Genomic DNA, 20,989 nt, shown 5'->3' on the forward strand with positions numbered 1-20,989 from the left:
AATATCTTACAGTGGACGACAAAAAACGGGCTGGTCAAGAATAAATCCTTAGGCCAGTCCGGTTTGCTATGATTCTCTTTAATCGTATTCTTCGTATAGCATCTTTATTGAGGGTATTATGTCTGATGCAAAGCCAAAATGCCCAGACTGTAAAGTTGAAGGTATTGAGCACAGGTGTTTTTGGCTTGAAACAAATGTGTCATAAAGCATGCTTTTTGGAACAGCAAGAAAGGGACTGTTCGAGAATTAGGCATCGAGGATCGTTTTATATTTATTGATAAGAAAAGTGGTAAGGACTTTGACCGTCCTCGCTATCAAGCCATGCAGCTGATGATCCGTGAAGGCGACCTGGTTTATGTAGATGCACTTGACCGGCTTGGTCGAGATTATGATGGGATCATTCGGGAATGGAAGCATATTACACGCGAAGTCGGCGCAGACATTGTCTGCCTGGATAATGAAACCTTGTTCGATAGTCGAAAGTTTAAAACAATGGGGGACTTCGGAAAAGTGATGGAGGATCAGTTTTTAAGCCTCCTAGCATACGTGGCTGAACAGGAGCGAAAGAAGAACGGTCAGGATAGTGTAAAACAATGTATTATATTTATGAAACGGATCTTCGTGCTATCTGTAACGGCAAGTTTCAAGGCCATCCTTTGTGGGATGGCCTGCCCTATCAATTTTAAATAACTTTGCTCAATAACCTACCGAATTCCTTAAAGCAAGAATATTTTCCTGAAGGAACGTTTGATTTTTTTAATTCCTCTGTTGTTACACCAAACAACCGCGCTGAAAGCATCGTAAAAATCATAAAATGGCAGCACTCTTTCCAGAGCCAACATAGTTCGAATCGATTGATAACCTTCAATGAACGGTATCTTTGTTCTCGGATTGACTTCCCAAAAATATCGATTGACTTTAGTAAAATCTATTTCCGACACGATCCACCACGGGCACTCACGAAATCAATAATGCCAGCAACCTCGTTACCATTCACCAATATATTACCTGGTCTAAAATCCATGTGAACAATGCAAGGTCCGTCAAGATCCGGTAAAGCAGAGAAGACCCCATCAAAATGAATAATACATCTTTCATACAATTTTGAGTCGAGAATCTCTTTGCATGGCTCTTTCCACTCACCATGATAAGATGCATCCACGGACTGAATTTGCAGATGAGCGGGTTAAAGTAGAGCGGAAATCTGTGCACTGCATTCCTTCAATTTTTTACTAACTGCACGGTCTCTCTTTCGGTTTAAGCGCGCTGCAGGGCCGGATATAGCTAATGCTGCGATCACAATGTCATTATAAAATATTGGTACAGCTACGCAGCGTAAACCCACTTCTGTTTCTTCATCATCAATGGCATACCCTTGTTGACGGATTACGTTTAGATGCTGTTTTAATAAATGATTGTCGTCAAAGGTATGCTTCGTTGCTTTGTACTGGGTAAGATGTGTAAGCATTTTTTTTAATTTTTCATCACTTAGGTGAGCTAGAATGACTTTCCCAAAGGCACTTAGATGAGCATAAGCGGAATCACCTACAGATGTATGACTACGGATGGCATGATTGCCCTCTACGACTTGTACTGTCATGACTTTCATTCCATCTAGTATCCCGATATATGCAGTTTCCCCAAGCTCCTGCGCTAATTGATGTAGGGGTGGAACAACTAGCCAATTAAGCCGAGTGTTGGCAGACAATGAATAGTTCCCCTTTAAATCGGAAGCTTTGTAAGTGTGGCCTTCTTTTTGAATAAAACCAGTCATTTCAAGAGTATATAGCAGACGAAAGGTTGTAGATTTGTTAAGGTTAAACCGGTCCATGATCTCAGTTAGTCTCATGGGCACGCCCTGCTGCAAGGCATCAAGAATGAGCAGTCCTTTTTTTAGTGTTGAAACCTCATATTGATCCATTGATTCACCTCTAAGTATTCTTATTGATGTGTGTTCATGATTATCAATGTGGTTCCAGGTTTGATGGAAGCATGATTCTTAACGGCAATCAAATATATCTTAAATTTATTATTGACATATTAAATAAAAACCTTTGCATTTTCAATTTTAGCTTGTATAAAGTGAAATTGTACAGGCACGGTCTTTTGCAGGAGGACCTAAACTGACTCCAATGAATATGTTCTTATTTAAGGATTGTTCAAAGATAAAACGAACGAATCTGTAACCATTAGAAAATTATCCTGTTTCTGGCTTGATGCAGAACATATCCACGTAATTTCGTATTTATATGGGGATTATGCCTGCTCACGAATACATGAATCGGGCGTTATGGTAAACATCGAAAAGCACTAAATTAACGGAATATGTATGAAAAAAAAAGAGGGCAAGGGCTTATGCCCCACCCTCTCATCTCTCTCTCAGAAACAGGCGGACGCCTTCAACTGCATAAGCATGATCCAACTCGCCGGTTAATCCTCCAACTGTAACTGAACCGACTACGCCAACACCTTTAACACGGATTGGGAATAGAACCACCCACCGCTTGATATTCTGCAGCAGAAAGCAGGGAGTGTTCTGCATGCGAAGCACCACTTTGGGTAAAACGCTCCGCGATATAGGCAGAACTGCGGTTATAGTGATCGACGATCCGTTTTTTGCGATACAACCATGTGTAATTTTCTTCCGAGGTGCCATCCATCAGGTGCGTGAACACGGGAACTCGGTTACGTTCAATATGAATGGCAACAGCCACATTGTTTTCTTCGGCATACTGCACAATCCGGTTTCCAATAGCAAGGGCATCTTGATGGCTAAAACTTGCAAATTCCAATTCTTTCTCCAAAAGATCTAAGGCATTCAAATTCATTTATCCTCTCTCCTCAATAAAAAGTTTCTGTTTCATGTCCATTCTGTAATTGATTACTGCCAATAAAAAAGCGAATCCCGCCATAATCGCACCAATCCAAGCCGTGTCCATAACATGCATATGGTCTACTGCAAGCCCCCCCAATGTTGAACCAGCGGCAATCCCAATGTTAAATGCAGATATATTTAATGCAGAAGCGACATCCTTTGCAGAAGGTACCAGCTTTTCTGCAAGCATTAGAATGTAGGCCTGTACGCCGGGAGACATCATAAATGCGAACAAACCGATGATTATTAGGGAAAAAATGGTGAGCATTTTGTTGGGAAGTAGCCAGATTTGCAGCAGTAGGGCAATGGCCTGAAACAGGAATACGAAACGAAGTGCCTTTACAGGATGTCCATTTGCTAATTTTCCCCCGACGATATTCCCGATTGCCACGGCAATCCCATAAATCAGCAGCAGCCATGAAATAGACGAAGCTGAGTACCCGCTAATCTCTTCAAGGATTGGAGAGATATACGTAAATAGGGCGAAAGTTCCACCGAAACCGAGCACCGTCATGAGTAAAGCAGTAATGATCCTGGGGTTAGCAATCAAACTTCCTACATCTCTCAAGCTCGGCGAGTGCATTGAACGCGGGACTTTTTCTACGGCTACAAGACTGACCAATAATGCGATCAGACCTAATACAGCGACACCGGCAAACGACATCCGCCAGCCAAATTCTTGTCCGATATAGGTTCCAAGGGGAACCCCGAGAATGGTGGCCACGGTTAACCCGGTGAACATAATAGAAATGGCGGTGCCTTTTTTATTTGCTGGGACCATATCAGCCGCCACTGTAGCTGCAACAGCGAAAAATACACCATGAGAAACAGCTGTAATTATTCTAGACAAGAGCAAGACCGAATAGGTCGGAGCTACAGATGCCAGAGCATTCCCTGCAGTGAACACGATCATAAGGAATACCAAGTAACCTTTTTTAGGCAACTTCCCGGTCATTACTACGACGATCGGTGTTCCAATGGCTAGGGCCACTGCATATCCAGACACCAGTGTTCCTGCTTGCGTTACCGTGATCCCAAGATCGGTTGCCACCTCTTGTAGAATACCGACAATAACAAATTCTGTTGTTCCAATGGCAAATGCACTTAACGCAAGGGAGATTAGTGCAATAATGATTTTTGAATTCATACGTTCACCTCCTTTATGTAGGCTAATACTAAGTTAGGTATCAATAAAGTTCAAATAAAGAGATAAAAGTTTCAATAATCGAAACTAGTATCGAGGCAATGCAGAGATAATAACGATAAAAGAACGTAATGTTCATAATTAAACGGTGACAATCTATACACATCCATCATATCGATAATTGTCTCTATATTTTTTCGGTATGGGAGTGTACAGTCGTTGTTATGACGTGTGAAAAGACGTACAGTCCCGGACTCCTGCGAGAAAACTGTGTAATTTTAATATCATTCCGGTTCCAGGATGGTTAAAATCAGACTCGTAGTCCCGCCACGTCTCGGCTTTTTTTATCATTTAACGATATAAAATCGTTGTTATTGTTAAAAAATCGTATTCTGAATTAAAGACTTATCGTTTGGATTTCAATAAGATACATATGAACGAGCTTATGAAGAATTGCTGCTTAACACACTTTTAAATAAAGGGGAGACAGCGATTGAAAAAAGGCCTGACGAAAGCTGGAATCGGAAATGTGGACGACGTCCTTTTTATTCAAAAAGCCGCTGAATATGGATTCGCGGCCGTGGATTTAGATATGAGGAGCATCATGCATGAAGCTGGATTAGACAAGATTAAGACGACTTTAGAAACGAACGGGATCGTCATTGGTGCCGCCGATTTGGGCGTGGACTGGCGAAACGGCAGCGATGCATTTGCGCGCGATCTCTCGAAATTGGCCGGTTATGCAGCAGCTGCAAACCAGCTTAAAATTCCGATATTCACGACCTACATTCTGCCTTCAACCGATGAAAAGCCAGCGCTATATATGGCCAGAGTGATTCACCGATTAAGGGACTGCGCCAAGATTCTGGGCGGTCAAGGCATTAAGCTTGCGCTGGAATTCGTTGGTCCGCATCATCTTCGTACGGCGTGGAAGCATCCATTGATTTGGACCATAGACGAGACTTTAGAACTGATTGATGCCATCGATCTGCCCAACGTCGGATTGCTCCTGGATTGTTATCATTGCTATACAACAGAAATGGGGGCAGACCGGTGGAACACCCTGCGGCCGGAACAAATTGTCCATGTGCATATCAATGACGCCAAGGATAAACCGATCGACCAACTACAAGACAATGAGCGTCTATATCCAGGAGAAGGGGTGATTGATGTCGGCGGGTTCTTGCGCAGCCTTGAACGTCTGGGATATGACGGCGTGGTTTCTCAAGAGGTACTGACACAAGAAGAACAGGACACCACGGTGGATGCATTATTTGAGCGTTCCCGCGCCGGGTTTGCAAGAGCATTTGATTTTGGCGGATAAATAGGTGCGAAGCACTCTATGGACGGAGGATGACATGGAAAGCAGCATCAATGGAATCGAACGGTTGTCGCCTTTTGTGCGCACTGTAAAGATTAGCGAGACCCAGTACCTTGTGGGAGAATGGGTGGATTATGATCATGTTTTTACGTACATCGAACAAGGTGAAGCTGAGATCATTTTGGACGGCATCCAATACGAAATCAAGGCGGGGGACGCCATTCTGATTCCACCGATGAAGCTTCATTTTATTCGGTCCACTTCCGATGAGCCCTTAATTCAATATATTTTTCACTTTGATCTGTTTCATTGGGATGACCAGAGCCAGTGGCATGAAACCGGCGTTTATAAAGGGCAGAGCATCAAAATTAAGCCGGAAGAAGAAATCTTGTCAACGCTGTATCCGATTTCGCATATCCACCCGGCACATCGTTTAGAGCTGTATAAGCGATTTCATCTCCTTTGGCAGGAATTTGTGAACAAACGCCCATATCACCGGATTTTCATGAAATCGCTTGCTTTGGAATTGCTTATACACTTTTTAAGAAACCAGCATGCATCCCAAGAAGGAAAGGGAACCAAGACGAAAGGCTGGGCATCGATCGAAAAAGCGATTTTATACATCCAGCAGCAATTCAGCGACCCCCAGCTAAACCTGGAGCAAATCAGCAGGCATGCGGGGCTGTCGACAAATCATGTATCGCATCTCTTTAAAGAACAGCTTGGAATTACCGTATACAAATATTTGACTTACGTTCGAATGGAGGAAGCCAAAAGAAGATTGCTTGAAAACGATCTTTCGATCACACAAATTTCAGAAAAAGTAGGATTTACGACCATTCACGCGTTCAGTAGAACTTTCAAAACGATCGTTGGGCTCACAGCTTCTCAGTTTATTGAAGCTCATTCGAATACAGTTGATAACTGGGTCAAACCTTTTTCAGAGGAGGATTAGATGGAGAACAAGAAGATTATATTTACCGCTCCTTGGCAAGTCGAGGTAGAAACGGATGTCATAGAGGACGTCCACATTGGGAAGCATGAGGTGCTGGTTCAGAAAAAATATTCCTTGATCAGTCCTGGCACCGAACTGGCCTGCTTATCGGGAAATGAAGGCTGGTTTCAAATGCCCGGTGTGCCGGGATATTCTTCCGTAAGCGAAATCATCGAGTTAGGGGAAGAGGTGCAGGGGTTTAAGCAGGGCGATTATGTTTTTCACTATGGAGATCACAGCTTGTACTCTGTAGTTTCAGCGAGCGGGATCTTTTTGAAAGCACCATCCGACTTGCCGCTTCATTGGGTACCCTTCACCCGGATGGCTTCGGTTGCCATGACATCTCTTCGGGTATCGGATATCGAGCTTGGAGATCACACGGCCGTGACTGGCTTAGGACTCATCGGCAACATGGCGGCTCAATTGGCCACTTTACAAGGCGCATCCGTCATCGGAATAGACCTGTCCAACAATCGATTGGTGACGGCACAAGCAAGCGGGATCGAGAATACGCTGCAGTCGGGTCCCGCGGTTCAAGAACAGATAAGGGAGATTACTCGCGGCAAAGGGGTGACGACCTTGATCGATGCTACGGGCATACCCCAAGTCGTTAGAGAGGGACTGCCATGGGTGGCAAAGTATGGTGAAGTAATCCTGCTCGGAAGTCCGAGAGGGGAGTATCGCGACAACATAACGGATCTTCTTAACTACATTCACTTAGATGGACACGGGTGCATCACCTTTAAGGGAGCGCATGAATGGAGATATCCCGTGGAACCTGATGCCTTTGTGAAACATTCGTTAACCCGGAATTCACATATTATTTTTGATCTCATGAAAAGGAATAAACTGAAGATCGATCCTTTGATCAGCCACATCGTAAAACCGGAGCAAGCCGCCCAAGCATATGAAGGCCTGCGAAATGACAAAGATCATTATCACGGTGTCCTGTTCGACTGGTCCTAAAGCATGGAAACTGCACTGTCTCTTAGCTGTGAAATGCAAACAGAGAAAGCTGTCCGACGGACGGAACTGACCCCGTAATGTGAGAGAAATTAAAACACCTTCAAGTGAAAAAACGATGTGGAGGACAACTTGGAGGTGTTTTTGCGCTGGCAACATGAGTTATGCTGTAAGACGACAAGAACATATATGCTTATTAGCAAGCAATACGGAATAGATGCATTAAACAAAGTGATCCGTAATCCTCATAACATTAATGGAATCTTTCAATGTTCTGAGCTGGAACTGCATAAGAAAATGGTTGAGTATATAAAGAAATAATACTTTTACGACAGCGTTTTTAGCCCGGTAATAAACCGGGCTATTTTCTGCATATGTTAAGAAAATTTTGATCGATCATCAATAGCAGTAAGACGACTAAAACCGCAAATGGGGTACATATAGCCACAATAGAAGCTGGAAAATATAGGCTGCTTTTTGTTGAACTAACGGGCAGGATAGCTTAACTCTTCGGAGAAAAGCCAGAGTAGAAATTCGTTTGTATGATAATTTCTTAATGATCCAGCCGTCTTCATAGGTATCAGTCTTCTAGTGCATACATGAATCCTCTATGAGCCAGAGTTCCTGTTGATCCACAGTATGCCAAGTCGAATTTGCCGTATGAGGCACTGTACATAATGCTAGTTCGGATTCGGTAAATGCAGCAATTAAGAGTTTTCAAGAACTGACGTGTTATAATGATAAGCATTTAGTCATTGGTGATATGCTTGAACTTGGTGATCATGAAGAAGAGTTTCACCAAATAATTGGGCACTTAAAGATAAAATGGGGTTGGCAAATGCACTAAATCAAGCAATTAAGAAAGTCGAGCAGATGGTTCCTCATAGCTTTGCAAGCCGGCGTCCCGCAAAGTTCTTCCGATATAGCCCAACTCTCGACGTGCAGCGGCATCGTTGTCGGTGAACTCACGACCAATCATGCGTATCATCGAGCGTGAGATCGGCGGATCGCCGTCTTTCCGCGTGACGGCCCAGATCGTGTCGAACAGCCGGCCAATGGCAGAGACGAGCCAGTAGGACTCAACATTGGGGTCCCGCCAACAAACGTCAAAAGTTGAAGGGGCCTTTTATTACGTTAAAGAGTAATCAACATGTCCAGAAATTTTAACTTGAAGGAGCGGGGATCAAAATCGAAAATGATGGACGGATGCATTTGAAATTGCGGCGGATATCGGGTTTTATATCCATTAGCGAAGTCCGATAAGGATGAACTCCTTCGTATTCAAGAAAATTGGTACTGTAATGACCTTATCTAGATCTGAATACGGAGTGCTTTAAGGAAGGAGAAGGTCGCTTTTGGCGAGCCGAGACTTGATTTCATAATCGATGTATGTAGATGAATAAACATGTAAATCCGATTTTGCAGGAATTCTCACTAATACTGAAATGATGAGAAATATTTTCACAATTAATGAGAAAATTCATAAATATACACTAATATGTATACAAAAGTAATCAAAAAAACCGCCATAAGGCGGTACTCCGTAATCAATTCAGCTTTATTAAGCGTTCAACAAATTCAATGTCATCATAGGGGATCCAAAATGGACCATTGCCAGTTCGTACTTTTGCCCGATTCGGATCCCCTGATAATTGTGCCTTACCCGGTATTCCTTCTCCTATCTTTAATTTAATTCTAACTTTTTGAGCATAGGCAGCGGCAATTCTTAAAAATGGAGAGAGGGTAAATGCCCATCACAGAGAAAACCAGCATCACCTATTGTTTTTTACATTAGATGAACCACTTTTGATTTTTTACATAACTGTTACAAATAACGTACATTTTTCATTGTAAGCAGATTTTAACGGAATAGGTTGCCGCCTATTTCACTCGGGTCATTGGTGAATATAATGTGATATCTGTACCATCTAAAGGAGTGCGATATGACTGTTTATCGGATATTGTTTTTGGAGACCCACCCAATGTGGATTTATGGATTACCGAAAGGATTTGAAAAGTTAGGTCATAAAGTCAAAACATGCACGCCGAGTAAGAAAGCGGAGCAACTGATTAAGCAGTTCAAACCTACGCTTATTATGGCCATGGGGTGGACACCTGCGAACAGCACCCCGAGCAAACAACGCCTTATTGCCAAACTTGTCAGAATGTCGAGGGCTCCATTTGTTTATTGGTCAACCGAAGACCCCGGTTATACCGAGGTTTTCTCTCTACCGCTGATTCGCAGAACAAAGCCTGACTTTGTGTTTACAATTCACGGTCCCACAGTTCAAAAATTTCGAAAAAAATCCCTCCAAGTAGCCCATCTTGATTTCGGAAGTGATCCCGCAACCCACCGACGGTTGAAGAGCGTCAAGAAATATAAAGGAGAAGCTGCGTTGGTAGCCAACGCTTATCCGCAATTATATGTTCAGAAGCCTGGACACTACCGATTCAACTCATTAAGAAAGCTGGTCAACCCTCTCTTAAAAACAGGGGTAAAGGTAGACCTCTATGGACGATATTGGGGAAATATGAAAAAAATATTTGACGCAAAAGTTCCGAAATCATCGATTCACGGTTACTTACCTTACAAGGAGGCTATTAAGGTCTACAACTCCGTAAATTTTGTCATTGGTCCGCAAAATGCGGAAGACCGGCTTACTCAAAGAACCTATGAAATTTTAGCTTCCGGCGGATTGTTGATTACTGATGATACCCCTGAGGTACGTAAATGGTTTAGACCGGGACGGGATTTGCTGGTATCGTCTTCGGAAAAGGAAACGAAAAAACTGATTCTTAAATATTCAAAGAATGCAAAATTAAGAGAGAAAATTCGTGCAAACGCCGTTAAGGCGGCTGCCAGACATACGTATCAAAAACGGGCGGCCTATGTGATTAAGACTTTGAGAAATCACGGCATTATTTAATCTGCATGGAGAGTAGTTCTGAAACGGTGACAAATTGAAAACCTTGTTTCTTAAGCCTTCGTACAATGCTGGGCAAAGCTTTGGCGGTTTGGCGAGCGGAATCGCTGGCATGAAACAATAGAATGTCTCCAGATTTGACGTTGGTACTGGATCTCCGAATAATGTTTCTGATCCCGGGATTCGTCCAATCGAGTGAATCCACTTTCCAATGAATGGTTCGGTAGCCCAACTTACCAAGTAGTCGGATGACACGTTGGTCCATATCTCCATTAGGGGTCCTGATAAGACGACATTTTACACCTGTTACTCTGAGAATATCCTTTTCTGCCTTCTTCACTTCCCGGGTAATCCATGCATTGTTGTGTTCCGTGTAATTTTCGTGTAGATGGCCATGGGACCCGATTTCATATCCTCTAGCTTTCACTTTTCGAGCCAGTTCCGGTCGTTGAATGACCCAGGTACTGGACAGGAAAAAAGTCGCTTTATTAACATGATGGGCGGACAATGTATCCAATACGGGTGTTAGAACTTTATTCCCCCAGCCCACATCAAATGTTAGGGCAATACACTTTTTCCGCGTCTTTATATTGTAAACCGCTTCGTAGGACATATTTATCTTACTCCTCCCTTTTCAATATATATATGTTGATTCTGTAAATTTGATCATGTAGGTGTCATATACAGGATGGTGATGGCGTGAAAATTTTGTTTCTGGAACGAGGAAAGTTGTGGTCGTACGGATTGCCGGACGGGTTACGGGACTTGGGCCATGAGGTAAAAGCATCAGGTCCCGTAGAGCAAGGAAGGCTAATCCGACTGATAAGCAATTTCAAACCTGATTTACTTGTTTCGGTAGGATGGGGACCTGATCATACAATAGTGAAACAACGAATGGTAAGGAAACTAGCAACACGATTTAAAATTCCGCTCGTCTATTGGTCCACCGAGGACCCAAACTTCACGGATGTCTTTACCCTTCCTCTTCTCAAACGGATGAAACCTGATCATACTTTTACCATCTCAGAGAAAACAGCAAAAAAATTCAGGAAAATGGGGTATGCGGCCGACTATCTGGATTATGCTTACCATCCGAGGGTTCATTTCCGAACCCAAATTAGGCCCAAATACCGAACGGATATTGCAGTGGTCGCAAACGCTTATCCAGATGTGCTCCGTAAATACCCCAAACTGTACCGTCGCCAATCGCTTAACATCCTGGTCCGCCCCCTCCTAAAGCAAGGATATCAAATCGATTTTTACGGACGGAATTGGTTACGGATGAAACCTTTTCTTGGTCGAACTATTCCCAAAAGTTCAATCAGGGGATATATCCCTTACAAAAAGGCAAACGAGGTATTTAGTTCCGCGAAAATTGTACTTGGCCTACAAAATTATACGGATATGCTGACGCAGAGAACGTTTGAAACTTTGGGATCCGAAGGTTTCTTTTTGACTTCCGATACCCCTGCGGTCAGAGCGTTATTAAAGCCCGGAAGAGATGTGGTTGTCAGTTCCAGTCCGGCACAGACCTTGGAGAAGGTCCGTTACTATTTAAAGCATGAGAAGGAGAGAGAGCGAATTCGACGGAACGGAAGAAGTGCAATTGCCAAACAGAACTACACTGAGCGTGCAAAATTCATGTTATCGGCCTTACGAAAGAAGGGACTTCTAAAGTGAATCTTGATCGTCGGAAGGTGTGGAATCGGCGAGTAAAAGTAGCTTATCTTACTTTCGATGATGGTCCTTCAAAAAACACGAACCAAATTTTGAAGATTCTGAGACGCTATGGGATTAAAGGAACCTTTTTTGTATTGGGAAAAGAAACTCCTTACGGATTGAATATGTATCGAAAAATTATCAGCCAAGGTCATGTGTTGGGCAATCACACTTATTCGCATGACTATGCCAAGATCTATTCGAGTAAAAAAGACTTCTTTCAAGATTTTGACCGTTTGGAGCGGCTGCTTATAAAGTCTGTTGGATTCAAACCACGATTATTTCGGTTTCCAGGAGGCTCCAACAATCGGCTGATTCCCAAAAAAAGGGCTCCCAACCTTATACGGACTATTAAAGCCGAGTTGAAATCTAGAAAATATAGATATTGCGACTGGACGATCGATTCGATGGATTCCTATCCTATCCGGCTGTCTCCTAGACAAATTTCAGATCATGTGCTTAACGAAAGCCGGGTAAGCTCCAGTTGCATCATATTGTTTCATGATTTTGCAGACAACAGCACCGCTGCCTTGCCTGTTATTATCGAGGGCCTAAGAAGGCAAGGGTTCAGGTTCGGGGTGTTGTCGCTCAAATCATACAATTTTCAAATCCCGGAGGGTCAATAATGAAAGTTTTATTTCTAGAGAACCACCCGATGTGGATCCACGGGCTCCCGAATGGATTCAGGGATCTAGGGCACAAAGTGAAAATTTCTGGCACTCTGACGAAAAATAAGCTGCCTCATCTACTCAAAACGTTTAAGCCGGATCTAGTTATCAGCATGGGATGGACTCCTGAACATGCGGAGTATAAGCAACATTGGATGCGCAGATACGTAGCATCAACAAAAATTCCGCATGTGTACTGGGCCACGGAAGACCCTACTCACCATGAATCTTTTACCCTTCCTTATGTGCGTACGGTCAAGCCCGATTTCGTATTTACCATCTGTCGCTCCATGGTTAGAAATTATAAAAAAATGGGGATACAGGCCGCTCATATGGATTTTGGATACCATCCAGAGGTGCACAAAGAATGTAAAGCTGTTAAGAGCTTTAAACGCGATATTGCCGTAGTGGCTAATGGATATTCCAGGATATTACAAATATACCCTAAACATTTCCGCATTAAATCGATCAGACATCTCATTCGCCCGTTAGTCCAAGAGGGTACAAGGATCGATTTTTGGGGGAAACAATGGGAGTCGATGAAGCCTATACTTGGAAGCTGTATTCCACACAAATGGATACACGGTTATTTACCTTATCCCGATGCCCATAAAGTATATAACTCGGCGAAGATTGTTATCGGTCCTCAGAATCAGCTTACTCAGGTAACCCAAAGAACCTATGAAATTCTTGGGTCGGGAGGTTTTTTGATTACAAGCGATACACCTGAGATACGCAGGTTATTTAAACCAGGCAGGGATCTTGTCGTTTCTAGCTCGGCGGAGCAGACCCGTGAACTGGTTGCCTATTATCTAAAACACCCCGAAGAGCGCGAGAAGATTCGAAAACAAGGCAAACTAACGGTCAGGAAGCATAGCTATGCACGTCGTGCCCGGTATATGATTCGGCAACTTCGAAAATACAAGATCATTTAAAACACTATCTGACAAGGGGGAGCCTTCCCGAAATGGGTTCATGGGATGTTCTATATCGTGTAGATACGAAAAAGAAACGGGTAGCTTTAACATTCGATATCGCTAACGGAAGCAAAATTCCTCTGCGTATGCTATCACTGCTGCAGGAACATGGAGTCCATAAAGCGACCTTCTTCATCACAGGCATTTGGGCTGAAACACATCCCAAAATTGCTAGAAAAATTCAGGAGAAAGGCTTCGAGATTGGCTCTCATGGCTATAGACATAAAGATTATAGGCGGCAAAATAATGCTTGGATTGAGCAAGAAGTTAAGAGGGCCGGCAAAGCTATTTTTCAGGCAACGGGAATAAGGACGAGGCTGTTTCGCCCGCCAGGCGGGGATATGAACCCGCGCGTAGTCCGTAAGCTTCGCTCTTTGGACCAGTTGATAGTACACTGGGATGTGGACTCTTTGGATTGGAAATTGACAGACCTTTCTATGATTGTGAGAAGGGTTGTACCCCACACACGTGGCGGTTCAATTATACTGCTGCATGCTTGCGACCCTTGGTATCAAAGCTTAACTGCGCTGCCGTTGATATTAAGGAAACTACGAAGGAAAGGTTTCCAATTTGTCACAGTATCGGAATTGATGAGGATACAGCGGCTAGAACAAGCGGCAAGAGGTGGTTTGCGATGAAGGTGAAGGGGAAATTCAATACCCGTTATGAATCGGAAGCAGTATCGGTTATTACCTGCACAAATCGGCCAAACTACTTCAAACGTCTGCTAGCTAACTATAATCGGCAGAAGTATAAAACCAAAGAACTAATTATTATATTAAATAACGACTCAATGAACTTAGTGAAATATCAGAGTATGTGCAAATCACGCAAAGATATCTCGATTTATCATAGGCCTGCGAAAAAAGAGTTGGGCTCTTGTTTAAACGATGCAATCCGTAAGGCCCGTTACGAATTTATAGCACGGTTTGACGATGATGACTATTATTCGCCGTATTATTTAAATACGATGATGGATGCGTTAGTCAAATCCAAAGCCGATATCGTGGGAAAAAGGGGATGCCTTGTCTATTTGGAAGCTGATTGCGGGCTTTTTCTTCGTTATCCGAAGGAGCAAATGCGTCATGTGAAGCAAGTTTCGGGTGCAACACTGCTATGTCGTAAGCAGATATTCGATAAAGTTCGATTTCGTCCCATATCACTGGGAGAAACCGTGGGATTTTTGAAACGCTGCCACAATAAAGGTTTCCGAATATATTCAGCGGATTGTTACCACTATGTCATTCAGCGACGTGCCGAAAAGAAGAAACATACCTGGAAGATTAGCGACCAAAGATTAAAGTCTCAAAGCAGGAAGATCAAGCTCTGCGGTTCGGATTACAGACGTTATGCTGTTTATAAGGACTAGGCAAACACATGCCGGCCGATCCTCAATTTGGGCTTTAATCTTCGTATCCATTTGGAAGTTGATTTATCAGGGTTAAAAAAATATAGGCAGCCTTTAGTCGGATCCTTCCCTTTTAGAGCGTCTCGTGCAGCCTTGTAGGCGATTAAATTGGGTTTCAACCAAAAGCGTCCATCGCCGATTACAGCAAAAGCGAGAGGCTCGATAATAACCCTCACCAGCGTATCTGGAAAATCGGAAGATGCGAGACGATTCAGTACGACGGCTCCCACAGCAACCTTACCTATATAAGGTTCTCCTACAGCTTCGCTGTAGATCACTCTGGCAAGCAGATTCAAGGTAACATTCCCTTGCGTCAACTGCTTTAATCGTGGAATTGTTTTACGGCTCAGCTTGCCGGATGAGTGGATATGGAAGTCATGCTGGAAGGCTAGGAGCGCGGCTTTCAAGGACTTACCCTTATACCCTAATAGTGATAAACGCTCACGAAGGTCCATTATTATACCTCCTTTAAAGAATTGAAAATGTAATGAATGGATTCTAGTATTCCTGTCTTTATTATGTATATGCATTGAAATAGAGTTGGTTTGTTAGCAATGTCCTATTATAGGCTCCAAAGGAGGGAAAACATGCGTAGACCCATCATTGCCATTACGGGCAGCGCAGGGAAAACGACCACCAAAGAGATGCTTGCTTCGATTCTAAAACAGCGGTGGCGGACTTTTAAATCGTTCGAAAACGGTAACGATACCTGGTATACCTCCAACTACAAGAAGCAAATCAGAGCAGCAGATCAGGCAGTCGTTCTGGAATACGGAATGAAGAAGAAGGGGGATATCCAGAATCACTGCCGATTGATTAAGCCATGGATTGGTATCATTACAAATGTAGGTAAAGCGCATATCGGACACTTTAAGAATGGCCTTAGGGGAATAGCTGACGCCAAATCCGAACTGATTCACGGAATGGATCCCTCTGGTGTCTTATTTTTAAGTCGAGATGATAAGAACTCCAGATTACTGCATGTTAAAGCTTTCAAGGGTAAGGTAATTACTATAGGAATACACAATCCAGCAGATTATCGTGCCGAAAAGGTGATTTATACAGGTAATGGTGTGAAATTTAGCGTGAGGCTAAAAGGAAGGACCAGGGTATTTTTTATTCCCTGCTTTGGGGAATGCAACATTTATAATGCACTTTTCGCAATAGCCGTATCGCATTATTTGGGATGCAATGTTTCCCAAATCAGAACGGGTTTGAAACGGATGGAGCAGCCTTATGCACGATTATCAATTAGGAAGACGGTTAACAGAATTACCATTATTAACGACAGTTTTAATACAAAACCTGAATTGGATCCTGCCGTGAATGTTTTGCAACAACTTGGATCAGGAACCCATCGAAAAATAGCCGTATTGGGGGATATTCAGGATCTTGGAAAGTATTCCAAATCCATTCATCTTGCACAAGGCCGCAAACTTGGACAGAAAGGACTATATCGACTTTACACTTATGGGCTCAATTCCAGATATTTGGGAGTCGGGGCGATGAAATCGGGTTTACCGCGTAAAAAGATTAAGCACTTCACAAGCATCCCTGCTTTAAAGGTGGAGCTTTCCAAATACCTTCAGCCGGAAACCGTTTTTCTAGTTAAGGGTTCAACAAACGGGCACAAAGTTAAATTGATGCATATTGTTGAATGGATGCTTTGCAAGGCGTAATTGAGAATGATTTTTTGACGTATTCCAGAAATAAATCATGTTTCAAAATAGAAATCATTGATCGAAGAATAGTAAAAAACAATAAAGAACACCATTGAATGTTTTGAGAGAATGTTAGTTCAACAAAATAAAGGAGTCGTTTTGGCGGGGACAACTGCTCTATTCATTAAGCTAAGAGGCAGATGTTCCGTTAATTCGATAGGCCAGAAAACTCCATATAAAAGCAATATATAGACATTCAAGAGCACCAGGAATTGGTAATGTTTAATCAGCTAGCTTATCGGGAGGAGGATATGTATGCAGAGGGTATCGGATAAAAATTGTAAATGTAAGAATTTGTTGATGAAGGCGATACATTTAGCTGCAATAAGAGAAGCCGAAGAAGAATCCGGATTGATAACTAAAATAAAGAGGCTTATTGACTTAAGGCTCTTCCAACTGTTAAAGAACACGGGATATACTTAATATTCGAAATGGAAGTAACATCAGTTGCTGTTTATGGACGCCATCGGTATTATCCATAAGCCAGAGCTTGAACTTCGGGCGGTAGCCACACGGCAAAGCCAAGTCGTGATTACGCTCGCCCACGGCCAAAAGGCACGGTTTATCTAAACGCGAGGAGACTGGACTCAAATCGAGTCCTATGCTGCAACCGATACGCTCCATTCTGGCTGGGTCTACACACGTTACTTGGCCAAAGTAGAAGAATAACAAAAGCTTGGAAGAGAATTACGATTATATTTTGCCTTTATAGATGATAGCATCGCAAACGGCCTTTTATTTTTTAACGTTACGTGTTGCTCATCTATTCAGAGTGTTTAAAGAAAATAAAGTATTAGACTGGGTGTCTTGATCTGGCGCCGATTATCCTTGTTAGAGAACGTCAGTTTCATAAGAATAAGTGTTTGACTGGCTTGAATAAAGAAACAGCGGTAGCTTAGGACTGAATGATAAACCTAGACTACCTCTGTTCTATTGAACTAACATTCCCTGATAGTTGAACGACACTACTCATTTATTAGCTAATGCATTGCTCATTGATTAGTTTTTATTTGAAATAGTTCTTGCATAAAATTTCATTCCTGTATTTTAAGCATACTAGAGCCTCGAAGAATGATCAATATGCTTATAATTAGATTGTAAAATATTGACATCACTTCACATTAAAATCTTGCCGCTTGGATGGCTGTGAATACTTGATTACCCAACTCCGAAAGGAATATTTGTCCTTCCCGATTTGCGGTAAATGTGATTTCAACTCTATCTCCAGGACGTAGCCTGAGAATTGCGCTTATTTTTACAGAGAATGCAGCAGTTGGAACAAAATTCTTTATAGTCGTAGCTACCACGGCATTGTTTACTAGCACATTCATTGAAATAGAAGTTAGTTGGTTAGTAACAGATGGGCCAAATACCACACTGGAATCAATAGAATAAATACCAGTTTGTTTTGGAACAAACGTACTTGAACTTGTACTATATTCATTATTTAAATCAAATTGTTCGTTCGCAAATTGAACTTTAGTTCTAGAAAACGGAAATATCGATTGATTGTTACTAGCTAAAGCTCTAAAAGCTGACCCAGTAACTAAGGCTGAAATCATTTTTTTAGAACTTTTTTTAGAAGTTTTTTTGTTTACACTATTCCTACTAGCTAAAGCACTAAAGGCTGACCCAGTAAATAAGGCTGAAACCATTTTTTTAGTAGTTTTTTTTGTTACAATATTCCTAGTAACCACTTTTTCCTTTTTATTCATAAGAACCATTCACCCACTTTCATATATTTATACCTTACGATATAAATACTATGAGTCTATGAAAAAAAAGAAACAGTCAAGAGTGGATTAGAAATAAATATTTTGTATTTTACCTATTTTTCGAAAATTTCATTTTCTTTATTTTGCTGGGAAGTTTTGTTTGTTTTATGCATCTTTACAAAAGATGGTCTGCTTTTTTATTTGGTGTTGAAAGAAAATAAGGTTCCAGTAGATTAAGCAGCGGCAAACTAAGATGTGAAAATAAAGTCTTAGACTGCCGCCGTTTTTTTTATGGATGTGATAATTGCGCCGTCAGTAACCTTCGCATACTGATGTCATACCCTGTAAGTATGAAAAAATACGATATCCAGCACTTCAAAGTCAAAGGATTTGGTACGATGAAGTCTAAATGTTCAAGGAAAATAAAGTAGACTTATTGAATTTATCCCGGTTTGGTTTCAGATAAATGAAGGGAGCAATATAATGATACGAAAAACGAGACGGTTAGCCCAGAGACAGGACTCTTTGCTGCAAGTAAAACCTGTGCGGATTTCGCAATCGTTTACGCGCATCTTGGTGCCAGTACCAGCTGCCGAAGTAGATGTAGCACTGCCAGCAAATATGACGTTTTTTGTTGACAATCGTTTCACTTCTACCCAGAGAGGACGAATTCGAACATTAATTTCAAGATGCCTAGAATTTTGGAGGCTCCACTATGAACAAATAGCAGAAAATGGACGATCCAATTATCAAAATTGCGTAAATACTTATGCAAGATTCAACCTAGCCCCTGTTTGGTTTGATGCTAAGCTTGCGACCGGATCAGCTGCCGCCGCTGTACAAATGGATGGTTTAACTCGTATGATTGTTGCGAACGGGTTTGGCAGAGCTGCGCGTGCGCAAATTATGTACCAATTGCCATCGTCAACCGTTCCTAATTTTACAATTAAAGCAGTCAATGCTTCGAATCCCGATGTAAGTCCATTATCAGTAACAGTAAACCCTCGTGCAATAAGTAGAACAGATCTTCTGAATGTTACTTTAACAGGGTCGCTTTTTCATGCATGGCTCCATCGAGAAGGATATCGTCATCCATCACGAGTTTACACTTCCTACATGGCTGGTGAAGCAAGTATGTGTGTAATGCGTAACAACGCCAATAAAACACCCGGTGTACCTGATAGTCGATTTACAGTATTTTTGGATTGAACGCAGTAGTATCAATTATGTAGTAGTTTGGTAAATTATACGGATAGCAGGGGTGTCAAACATTGGGCCAATCGGACATAGAGGCTTTGTTGAAATATGCGAAGCAGTTCTTAGGCGTCAAATATATACGTAAATCTGCTTCATACCATAAGTCTGCAGGATTTGATTGTTCGTCGCTCACTCAACATATCTTCAAGAAATTTGGCGTTGAATTGGCCCGTCGAGCCAGAGATCAAGCCAAACAGGGAATGCCAGTTGCAGTGAATTATATACAGCGTGGTGATTTGCTTTTCTTTGCTGTTCCCGAACGGTTTAAAACAGATGATATTCCTGGGCATGTAGGGCTTTATATCGGGAACAATGAAATGCTCCACTGTATCCCCTACCCGAAGAACAAAGTGTTTATATCTAGCTTGAACAAACCCCATTGGAGGAAGAATTTTCTCTTTGCAAGACGGATGATCAATATCCTTGATTCGAAATCCGGTAAGTTCACCTGCTTTGGTCCAAATACTGGAGCGGATCAAAGAACCAGTGACATAAAACCAAAGTACGAAAGAAAATGTTCGAAACCGTCGCCATTTCAGTTTTAGGTTAATGTCTTTTTCATGCTTACATTTCTCCTGTCCTCTTCACCAATCGTACGTTTTGCTTATCTACAGTTCGTCGAGGGTCGAGTCTCTAGGAACGCCAGATAAACATGAGGGCGTCATGAGGGCGTATCCATCCCGCCTGCCGAAAAAGACAAGAACATGTATGGTTAAAGGAAATATTAGACGAAGTGGCTCAGCTTGTGTGGTCAATTATCAATAAATTAATCGGCCGTTATCTATCTTTTACCTCTCATCTAAAGATAACGGAGTTAAAGAGCAAATCGTATTTGTATAGTGTTAGTTGCATATCATCAGTGTAATCGGCAATGGCGACTTCGGCAGCCGGCCGGGAATCTGCTTGACCCTCTCCAGATGCGGGAATGAGGCTCGTTCTCCCCAAGCCGTTTTGGAACAGTCCTATTATTCATTTAGACCTTATTCCTGCGCACTGTTGTCCGATTCGGAACCCCTGATAATTGGGCCTTACCTTCTATTACTTCTCTTGTCTTTAATTTAATTTTAACTTTTTGAGCATAGGCAGCGGCAATTCTTAATTCTGCTATCAACTTTGCTCACTTCTACATAGATAATTTCGACTAAGTATTTTGAAAATTAACTTTCAATTAAATTTCACTAAGCTAATTTATAAAGGTATTCTTGGCCTGAAGAAATGTCTCATGAAGCATGCTTTTTGAAACAGCAAGAAAGGATATAGAAGCCAGGAACTAAGGTTTAATTGATATATTATTTTTTTTGAT

21 protein-coding genes and 1 pseudogene are annotated in these 20,989 nt (G+C 42.1%); 14 read left to right on the plus strand and 8 right to left on the minus strand.

Annotation, left to right across the window (positions count from 1 at the left end):
* Positions 1–201 precede the first annotated feature (201 nt).
* Positions 202–570 (plus strand): annotated as a pseudogene (locus IAE55_RS26865) (recombinase family protein); the annotation flags it as partial.
* 358 nt (positions 571–928) lie between these two features.
* Here IAE55_RS26865 and IAE55_RS34290 read toward each other — a convergent pair.
* The 5 genes from IAE55_RS34290 to IAE55_RS26885 form a co-directional block, all read right to left on the minus strand.
* Positions 929–1,162, minus strand: a complete 234-nt coding sequence (locus IAE55_RS34290; RefSeq protein WP_325168686.1) for a phosphotransferase family protein — start codon at positions 1,160–1,162, stop codon at positions 929–931.
* Between the two features lie 24 nt (positions 1,163–1,186).
* Positions 1,187–1,921, minus strand: coding sequence for an IclR family transcriptional regulator (locus IAE55_RS26875; protein WP_200634355.1), 735 nt, complete (start codon positions 1,919–1,921; stop codon positions 1,187–1,189).
* Between the two features lie 447 nt (positions 1,922–2,368).
* Positions 2,369–2,542 carry a heme-binding protein gene (locus IAE55_RS34395; protein WP_442793356.1) on the minus strand — a complete coding sequence of 58 codons (174 nt, stop codon included), beginning with the start codon at positions 2,540–2,542 and terminating at the stop codon, positions 2,369–2,371.
* Positions 2,472–2,828: a heme-binding protein gene (locus IAE55_RS26880; RefSeq protein WP_234489892.1), complete on the minus strand. Its 357-nt coding sequence runs from the start codon at positions 2,826–2,828 to the stop codon at positions 2,472–2,474. The genes IAE55_RS34395 and IAE55_RS26880 overlap by 71 nt, the downstream gene beginning before the upstream one ends.
* Complete coding sequence (locus tag IAE55_RS26885) at positions 2,829–4,022, minus strand: MFS transporter (RefSeq protein WP_200634356.1); 1,194 nt, start codon at positions 4,020–4,022, stop codon at positions 2,829–2,831. It abuts the gene before it with no gap.
* Positions 4,023–4,512: 490 nt separating this feature from the next.
* Between IAE55_RS26885 and IAE55_RS26890 the strand changes: the two genes are divergently transcribed.
* The 4 genes from IAE55_RS26890 (at position 4,513) to IAE55_RS26910 (ending at position 10,224) form a co-directional block, all read left to right on the plus strand.
* On the plus strand, positions 4,513–5,343 hold the full coding sequence (locus IAE55_RS26890) for a sugar phosphate isomerase/epimerase family protein (RefSeq protein ID WP_200634357.1): 831 nt from the start codon (positions 4,513–4,515) through the stop codon (positions 5,341–5,343).
* 34 nt (positions 5,344–5,377) lie between these two features.
* Positions 5,378–6,295, plus strand: coding sequence for a helix-turn-helix transcriptional regulator (locus IAE55_RS26895; protein ID WP_145156428.1), 918 nt, complete (start codon positions 5,378–5,380; stop codon positions 6,293–6,295).
* Positions 6,296–7,300, plus strand: a complete 1,005-nt coding sequence (locus tag IAE55_RS26900) for a zinc-dependent alcohol dehydrogenase (RefSeq protein WP_145156429.1) — start codon at positions 6,296–6,298, stop codon at positions 7,298–7,300. It abuts the gene before it with no gap.
* 1,940 nt (positions 7,301–9,240) lie between these two features.
* Entirely contained in the window at positions 9,241–10,224 is a 984-nt protein-coding gene (locus tag IAE55_RS26910) for a glycosyltransferase family protein (RefSeq protein WP_145156430.1), read from the plus strand.
* Here the strand turns inward: IAE55_RS26910 and IAE55_RS26915 are convergent.
* On the minus strand, positions 10,217–10,834 hold the full coding sequence (locus tag IAE55_RS26915; protein ID WP_145156431.1) for a polysaccharide deacetylase family protein: 618 nt from the start codon (positions 10,832–10,834) through the stop codon (positions 10,217–10,219). The genes IAE55_RS26910 and IAE55_RS26915 overlap by 8 nt on opposite strands.
* Positions 10,835–10,920: 86 nt before the next feature.
* Here IAE55_RS26915 and IAE55_RS26920 point away from each other — a divergent pair, with 86 nt between their 5' ends.
* Genes IAE55_RS26920 through IAE55_RS26940 form a run of 5 tightly spaced genes read left to right on the plus strand, consistent with a single transcriptional unit; the run spans position 10,921 to position 14,954 of the window.
* Positions 10,921–11,901, plus strand: coding sequence for a CgeB family protein (locus IAE55_RS26920; RefSeq protein WP_145156432.1), 981 nt, complete (start codon positions 10,921–10,923; stop codon positions 11,899–11,901).
* On the plus strand, positions 11,898–12,566 hold the full coding sequence (locus IAE55_RS26925; protein ID WP_186381797.1) for a polysaccharide deacetylase family protein: 669 nt from the start codon (positions 11,898–11,900) through the stop codon (positions 12,564–12,566). Before IAE55_RS26920 ends, IAE55_RS26925 begins: the two co-directional genes overlap by 4 nt.
* On the plus strand, positions 12,566–13,543 hold the full coding sequence (locus tag IAE55_RS26930) for a CgeB family protein (protein WP_200634358.1): 978 nt from the start codon (positions 12,566–12,568) through the stop codon (positions 13,541–13,543). Before IAE55_RS26925 ends, IAE55_RS26930 begins: the two co-directional genes overlap by 1 nt.
* 32 nt (positions 13,544–13,575) lie before the next feature.
* Entirely contained in the window at positions 13,576–14,223 is a 648-nt protein-coding gene (locus IAE55_RS26935; protein ID WP_145156435.1) for a polysaccharide deacetylase family protein, read from the plus strand.
* Positions 14,220–14,954, plus strand: coding sequence for a glycosyltransferase (locus IAE55_RS26940; RefSeq protein ID WP_200634359.1), 735 nt, complete (start codon positions 14,220–14,222; stop codon positions 14,952–14,954). The genes IAE55_RS26935 and IAE55_RS26940 overlap by 4 nt, the downstream gene beginning before the upstream one ends.
* Here IAE55_RS26940 and IAE55_RS26945 read toward each other — a convergent pair.
* Positions 14,951–15,448: a cell wall hydrolase gene (locus tag IAE55_RS26945; protein ID WP_200634360.1), complete on the minus strand. Its 498-nt coding sequence runs from the start codon at positions 15,446–15,448 to the stop codon at positions 14,951–14,953. The two genes, IAE55_RS26940 and IAE55_RS26945, sit on opposite strands and share 4 nt — an antisense overlap.
* Positions 15,449–15,580: 132 nt before the next feature.
* Between IAE55_RS26945 and IAE55_RS26950 the strand changes: the two genes are divergently transcribed.
* Entirely contained in the window at positions 15,581–16,672 is a 1,092-nt protein-coding gene (locus IAE55_RS26950; protein ID WP_200634361.1) for a UDP-N-acetylmuramoyl-tripeptide--D-alanyl-D-alanine ligase, read from the plus strand.
* 489 nt (positions 16,673–17,161) lie between these two features.
* A complete protein-coding gene (locus IAE55_RS34155; RefSeq protein WP_260986723.1) occupies positions 17,162–17,284 on the plus strand; it encodes a hypothetical protein in 123 nt (40 codons plus the stop codon).
* A 551-nt stretch (positions 17,285–17,835) separates the two neighbouring features.
* On the opposite strand, the gene IAE55_RS26955 is transcribed toward IAE55_RS34155, so the two are convergent.
* A complete protein-coding gene (locus IAE55_RS26955; RefSeq protein WP_200634362.1) occupies positions 17,836–18,429 on the minus strand; it encodes a C1q-like domain-containing protein in 594 nt (197 codons plus the stop codon).
* A 483-nt stretch (positions 18,430–18,912) separates the two neighbouring features.
* On the opposite strand from IAE55_RS26955, the gene IAE55_RS26960 reads away from it, so the two are divergent.
* Both IAE55_RS26960 and IAE55_RS26965 read left to right on the plus strand, forming a co-directional pair.
* Positions 18,913–19,638 carry a hypothetical protein gene (locus IAE55_RS26960; RefSeq protein ID WP_234489893.1) on the plus strand — a complete coding sequence of 242 codons (726 nt, stop codon included), beginning with the start codon at positions 18,913–18,915 and terminating at the stop codon, positions 19,636–19,638.
* A 62-nt stretch (positions 19,639–19,700) separates the two neighbouring features.
* Positions 19,701–20,231, plus strand: a complete 531-nt coding sequence (locus tag IAE55_RS26965) for a C40 family peptidase (RefSeq protein ID WP_200634363.1) — start codon at positions 19,701–19,703, stop codon at positions 20,229–20,231.
* The last annotated feature ends 758 nt before the right edge of the window (positions 20,232–20,989 follow it).

This window comes from Paenibacillus sp. S28 (assembly GCF_016624415.1).
In the GTDB taxonomy this organism is placed as follows: domain Bacteria; phylum Bacillota; class Bacilli; order Paenibacillales; family Paenibacillaceae; genus Paenibacillus_AQ; species Paenibacillus_AQ favisporus.

Bases quoted from the DNA above. Each gene is read 5' to 3' on its own strand.
- IAE55_RS26875 (WP_200634355.1), bottom strand. From the start codon at position 1,921: ATGGATCAATATGAGGTTTCAACACTAAAAAAAGGACTGCTCATTCTT.
- IAE55_RS34395 (WP_442793356.1), bottom strand. From the start codon at position 2,542: ATGCAGAACACTCCCTGCTTTCTGCTGCAGAATATCAAGCGGTGGGTG.
- IAE55_RS26880 (WP_234489892.1), bottom strand. From the start codon at position 2,828: ATGAATTTGAATGCCTTAGATCTTTTGGAGAAAGAATTGGAATTTGCA.
- IAE55_RS26885 (WP_200634356.1), bottom strand. From the start codon at position 4,022: ATGAATTCAAAAATCATTATTGCACTAATCTCCCTTGCGTTAAGTGCA.
- IAE55_RS26895 (WP_145156428.1), top strand. From the start codon at position 5,378: ATGGAAAGCAGCATCAATGGAATCGAACGGTTGTCGCCTTTTGTGCGC.
- IAE55_RS26900 (WP_145156429.1), top strand. From the start codon at position 6,296: ATGGAGAACAAGAAGATTATATTTACCGCTCCTTGGCAAGTCGAGGTA.
- IAE55_RS26910 (WP_145156430.1), top strand. From the start codon at position 9,241: ATGACTGTTTATCGGATATTGTTTTTGGAGACCCACCCAATGTGGATT.
- IAE55_RS26915 (WP_145156431.1), bottom strand. From the start codon at position 10,834: ATGTCCTACGAAGCGGTTTACAATATAAAGACGCGGAAAAAGTGTATT.
- IAE55_RS26930 (WP_200634358.1), top strand. From the start codon at position 12,566: ATGAAAGTTTTATTTCTAGAGAACCACCCGATGTGGATCCACGGGCTC.
- IAE55_RS26935 (WP_145156435.1), top strand. From the start codon at position 13,576: ATGGGTTCATGGGATGTTCTATATCGTGTAGATACGAAAAAGAAACGG.
- IAE55_RS26940 (WP_200634359.1), top strand. From the start codon at position 14,220: ATGAAGGTGAAGGGGAAATTCAATACCCGTTATGAATCGGAAGCAGTA.
- IAE55_RS26945 (WP_200634360.1), bottom strand. From the start codon at position 15,448: ATGGACCTTCGTGAGCGTTTATCACTATTAGGGTATAAGGGTAAGTCC.
- IAE55_RS26950 (WP_200634361.1), top strand. From the start codon at position 15,581: ATGCGTAGACCCATCATTGCCATTACGGGCAGCGCAGGGAAAACGACC.
- IAE55_RS26955 (WP_200634362.1), bottom strand. From the start codon at position 18,429: ATGAATAAAAAGGAAAAAGTGGTTACTAGGAATATTGTAACAAAAAAA.
- IAE55_RS26960 (WP_234489893.1), top strand. From the start codon at position 18,913: ATGATACGAAAAACGAGACGGTTAGCCCAGAGACAGGACTCTTTGCTG.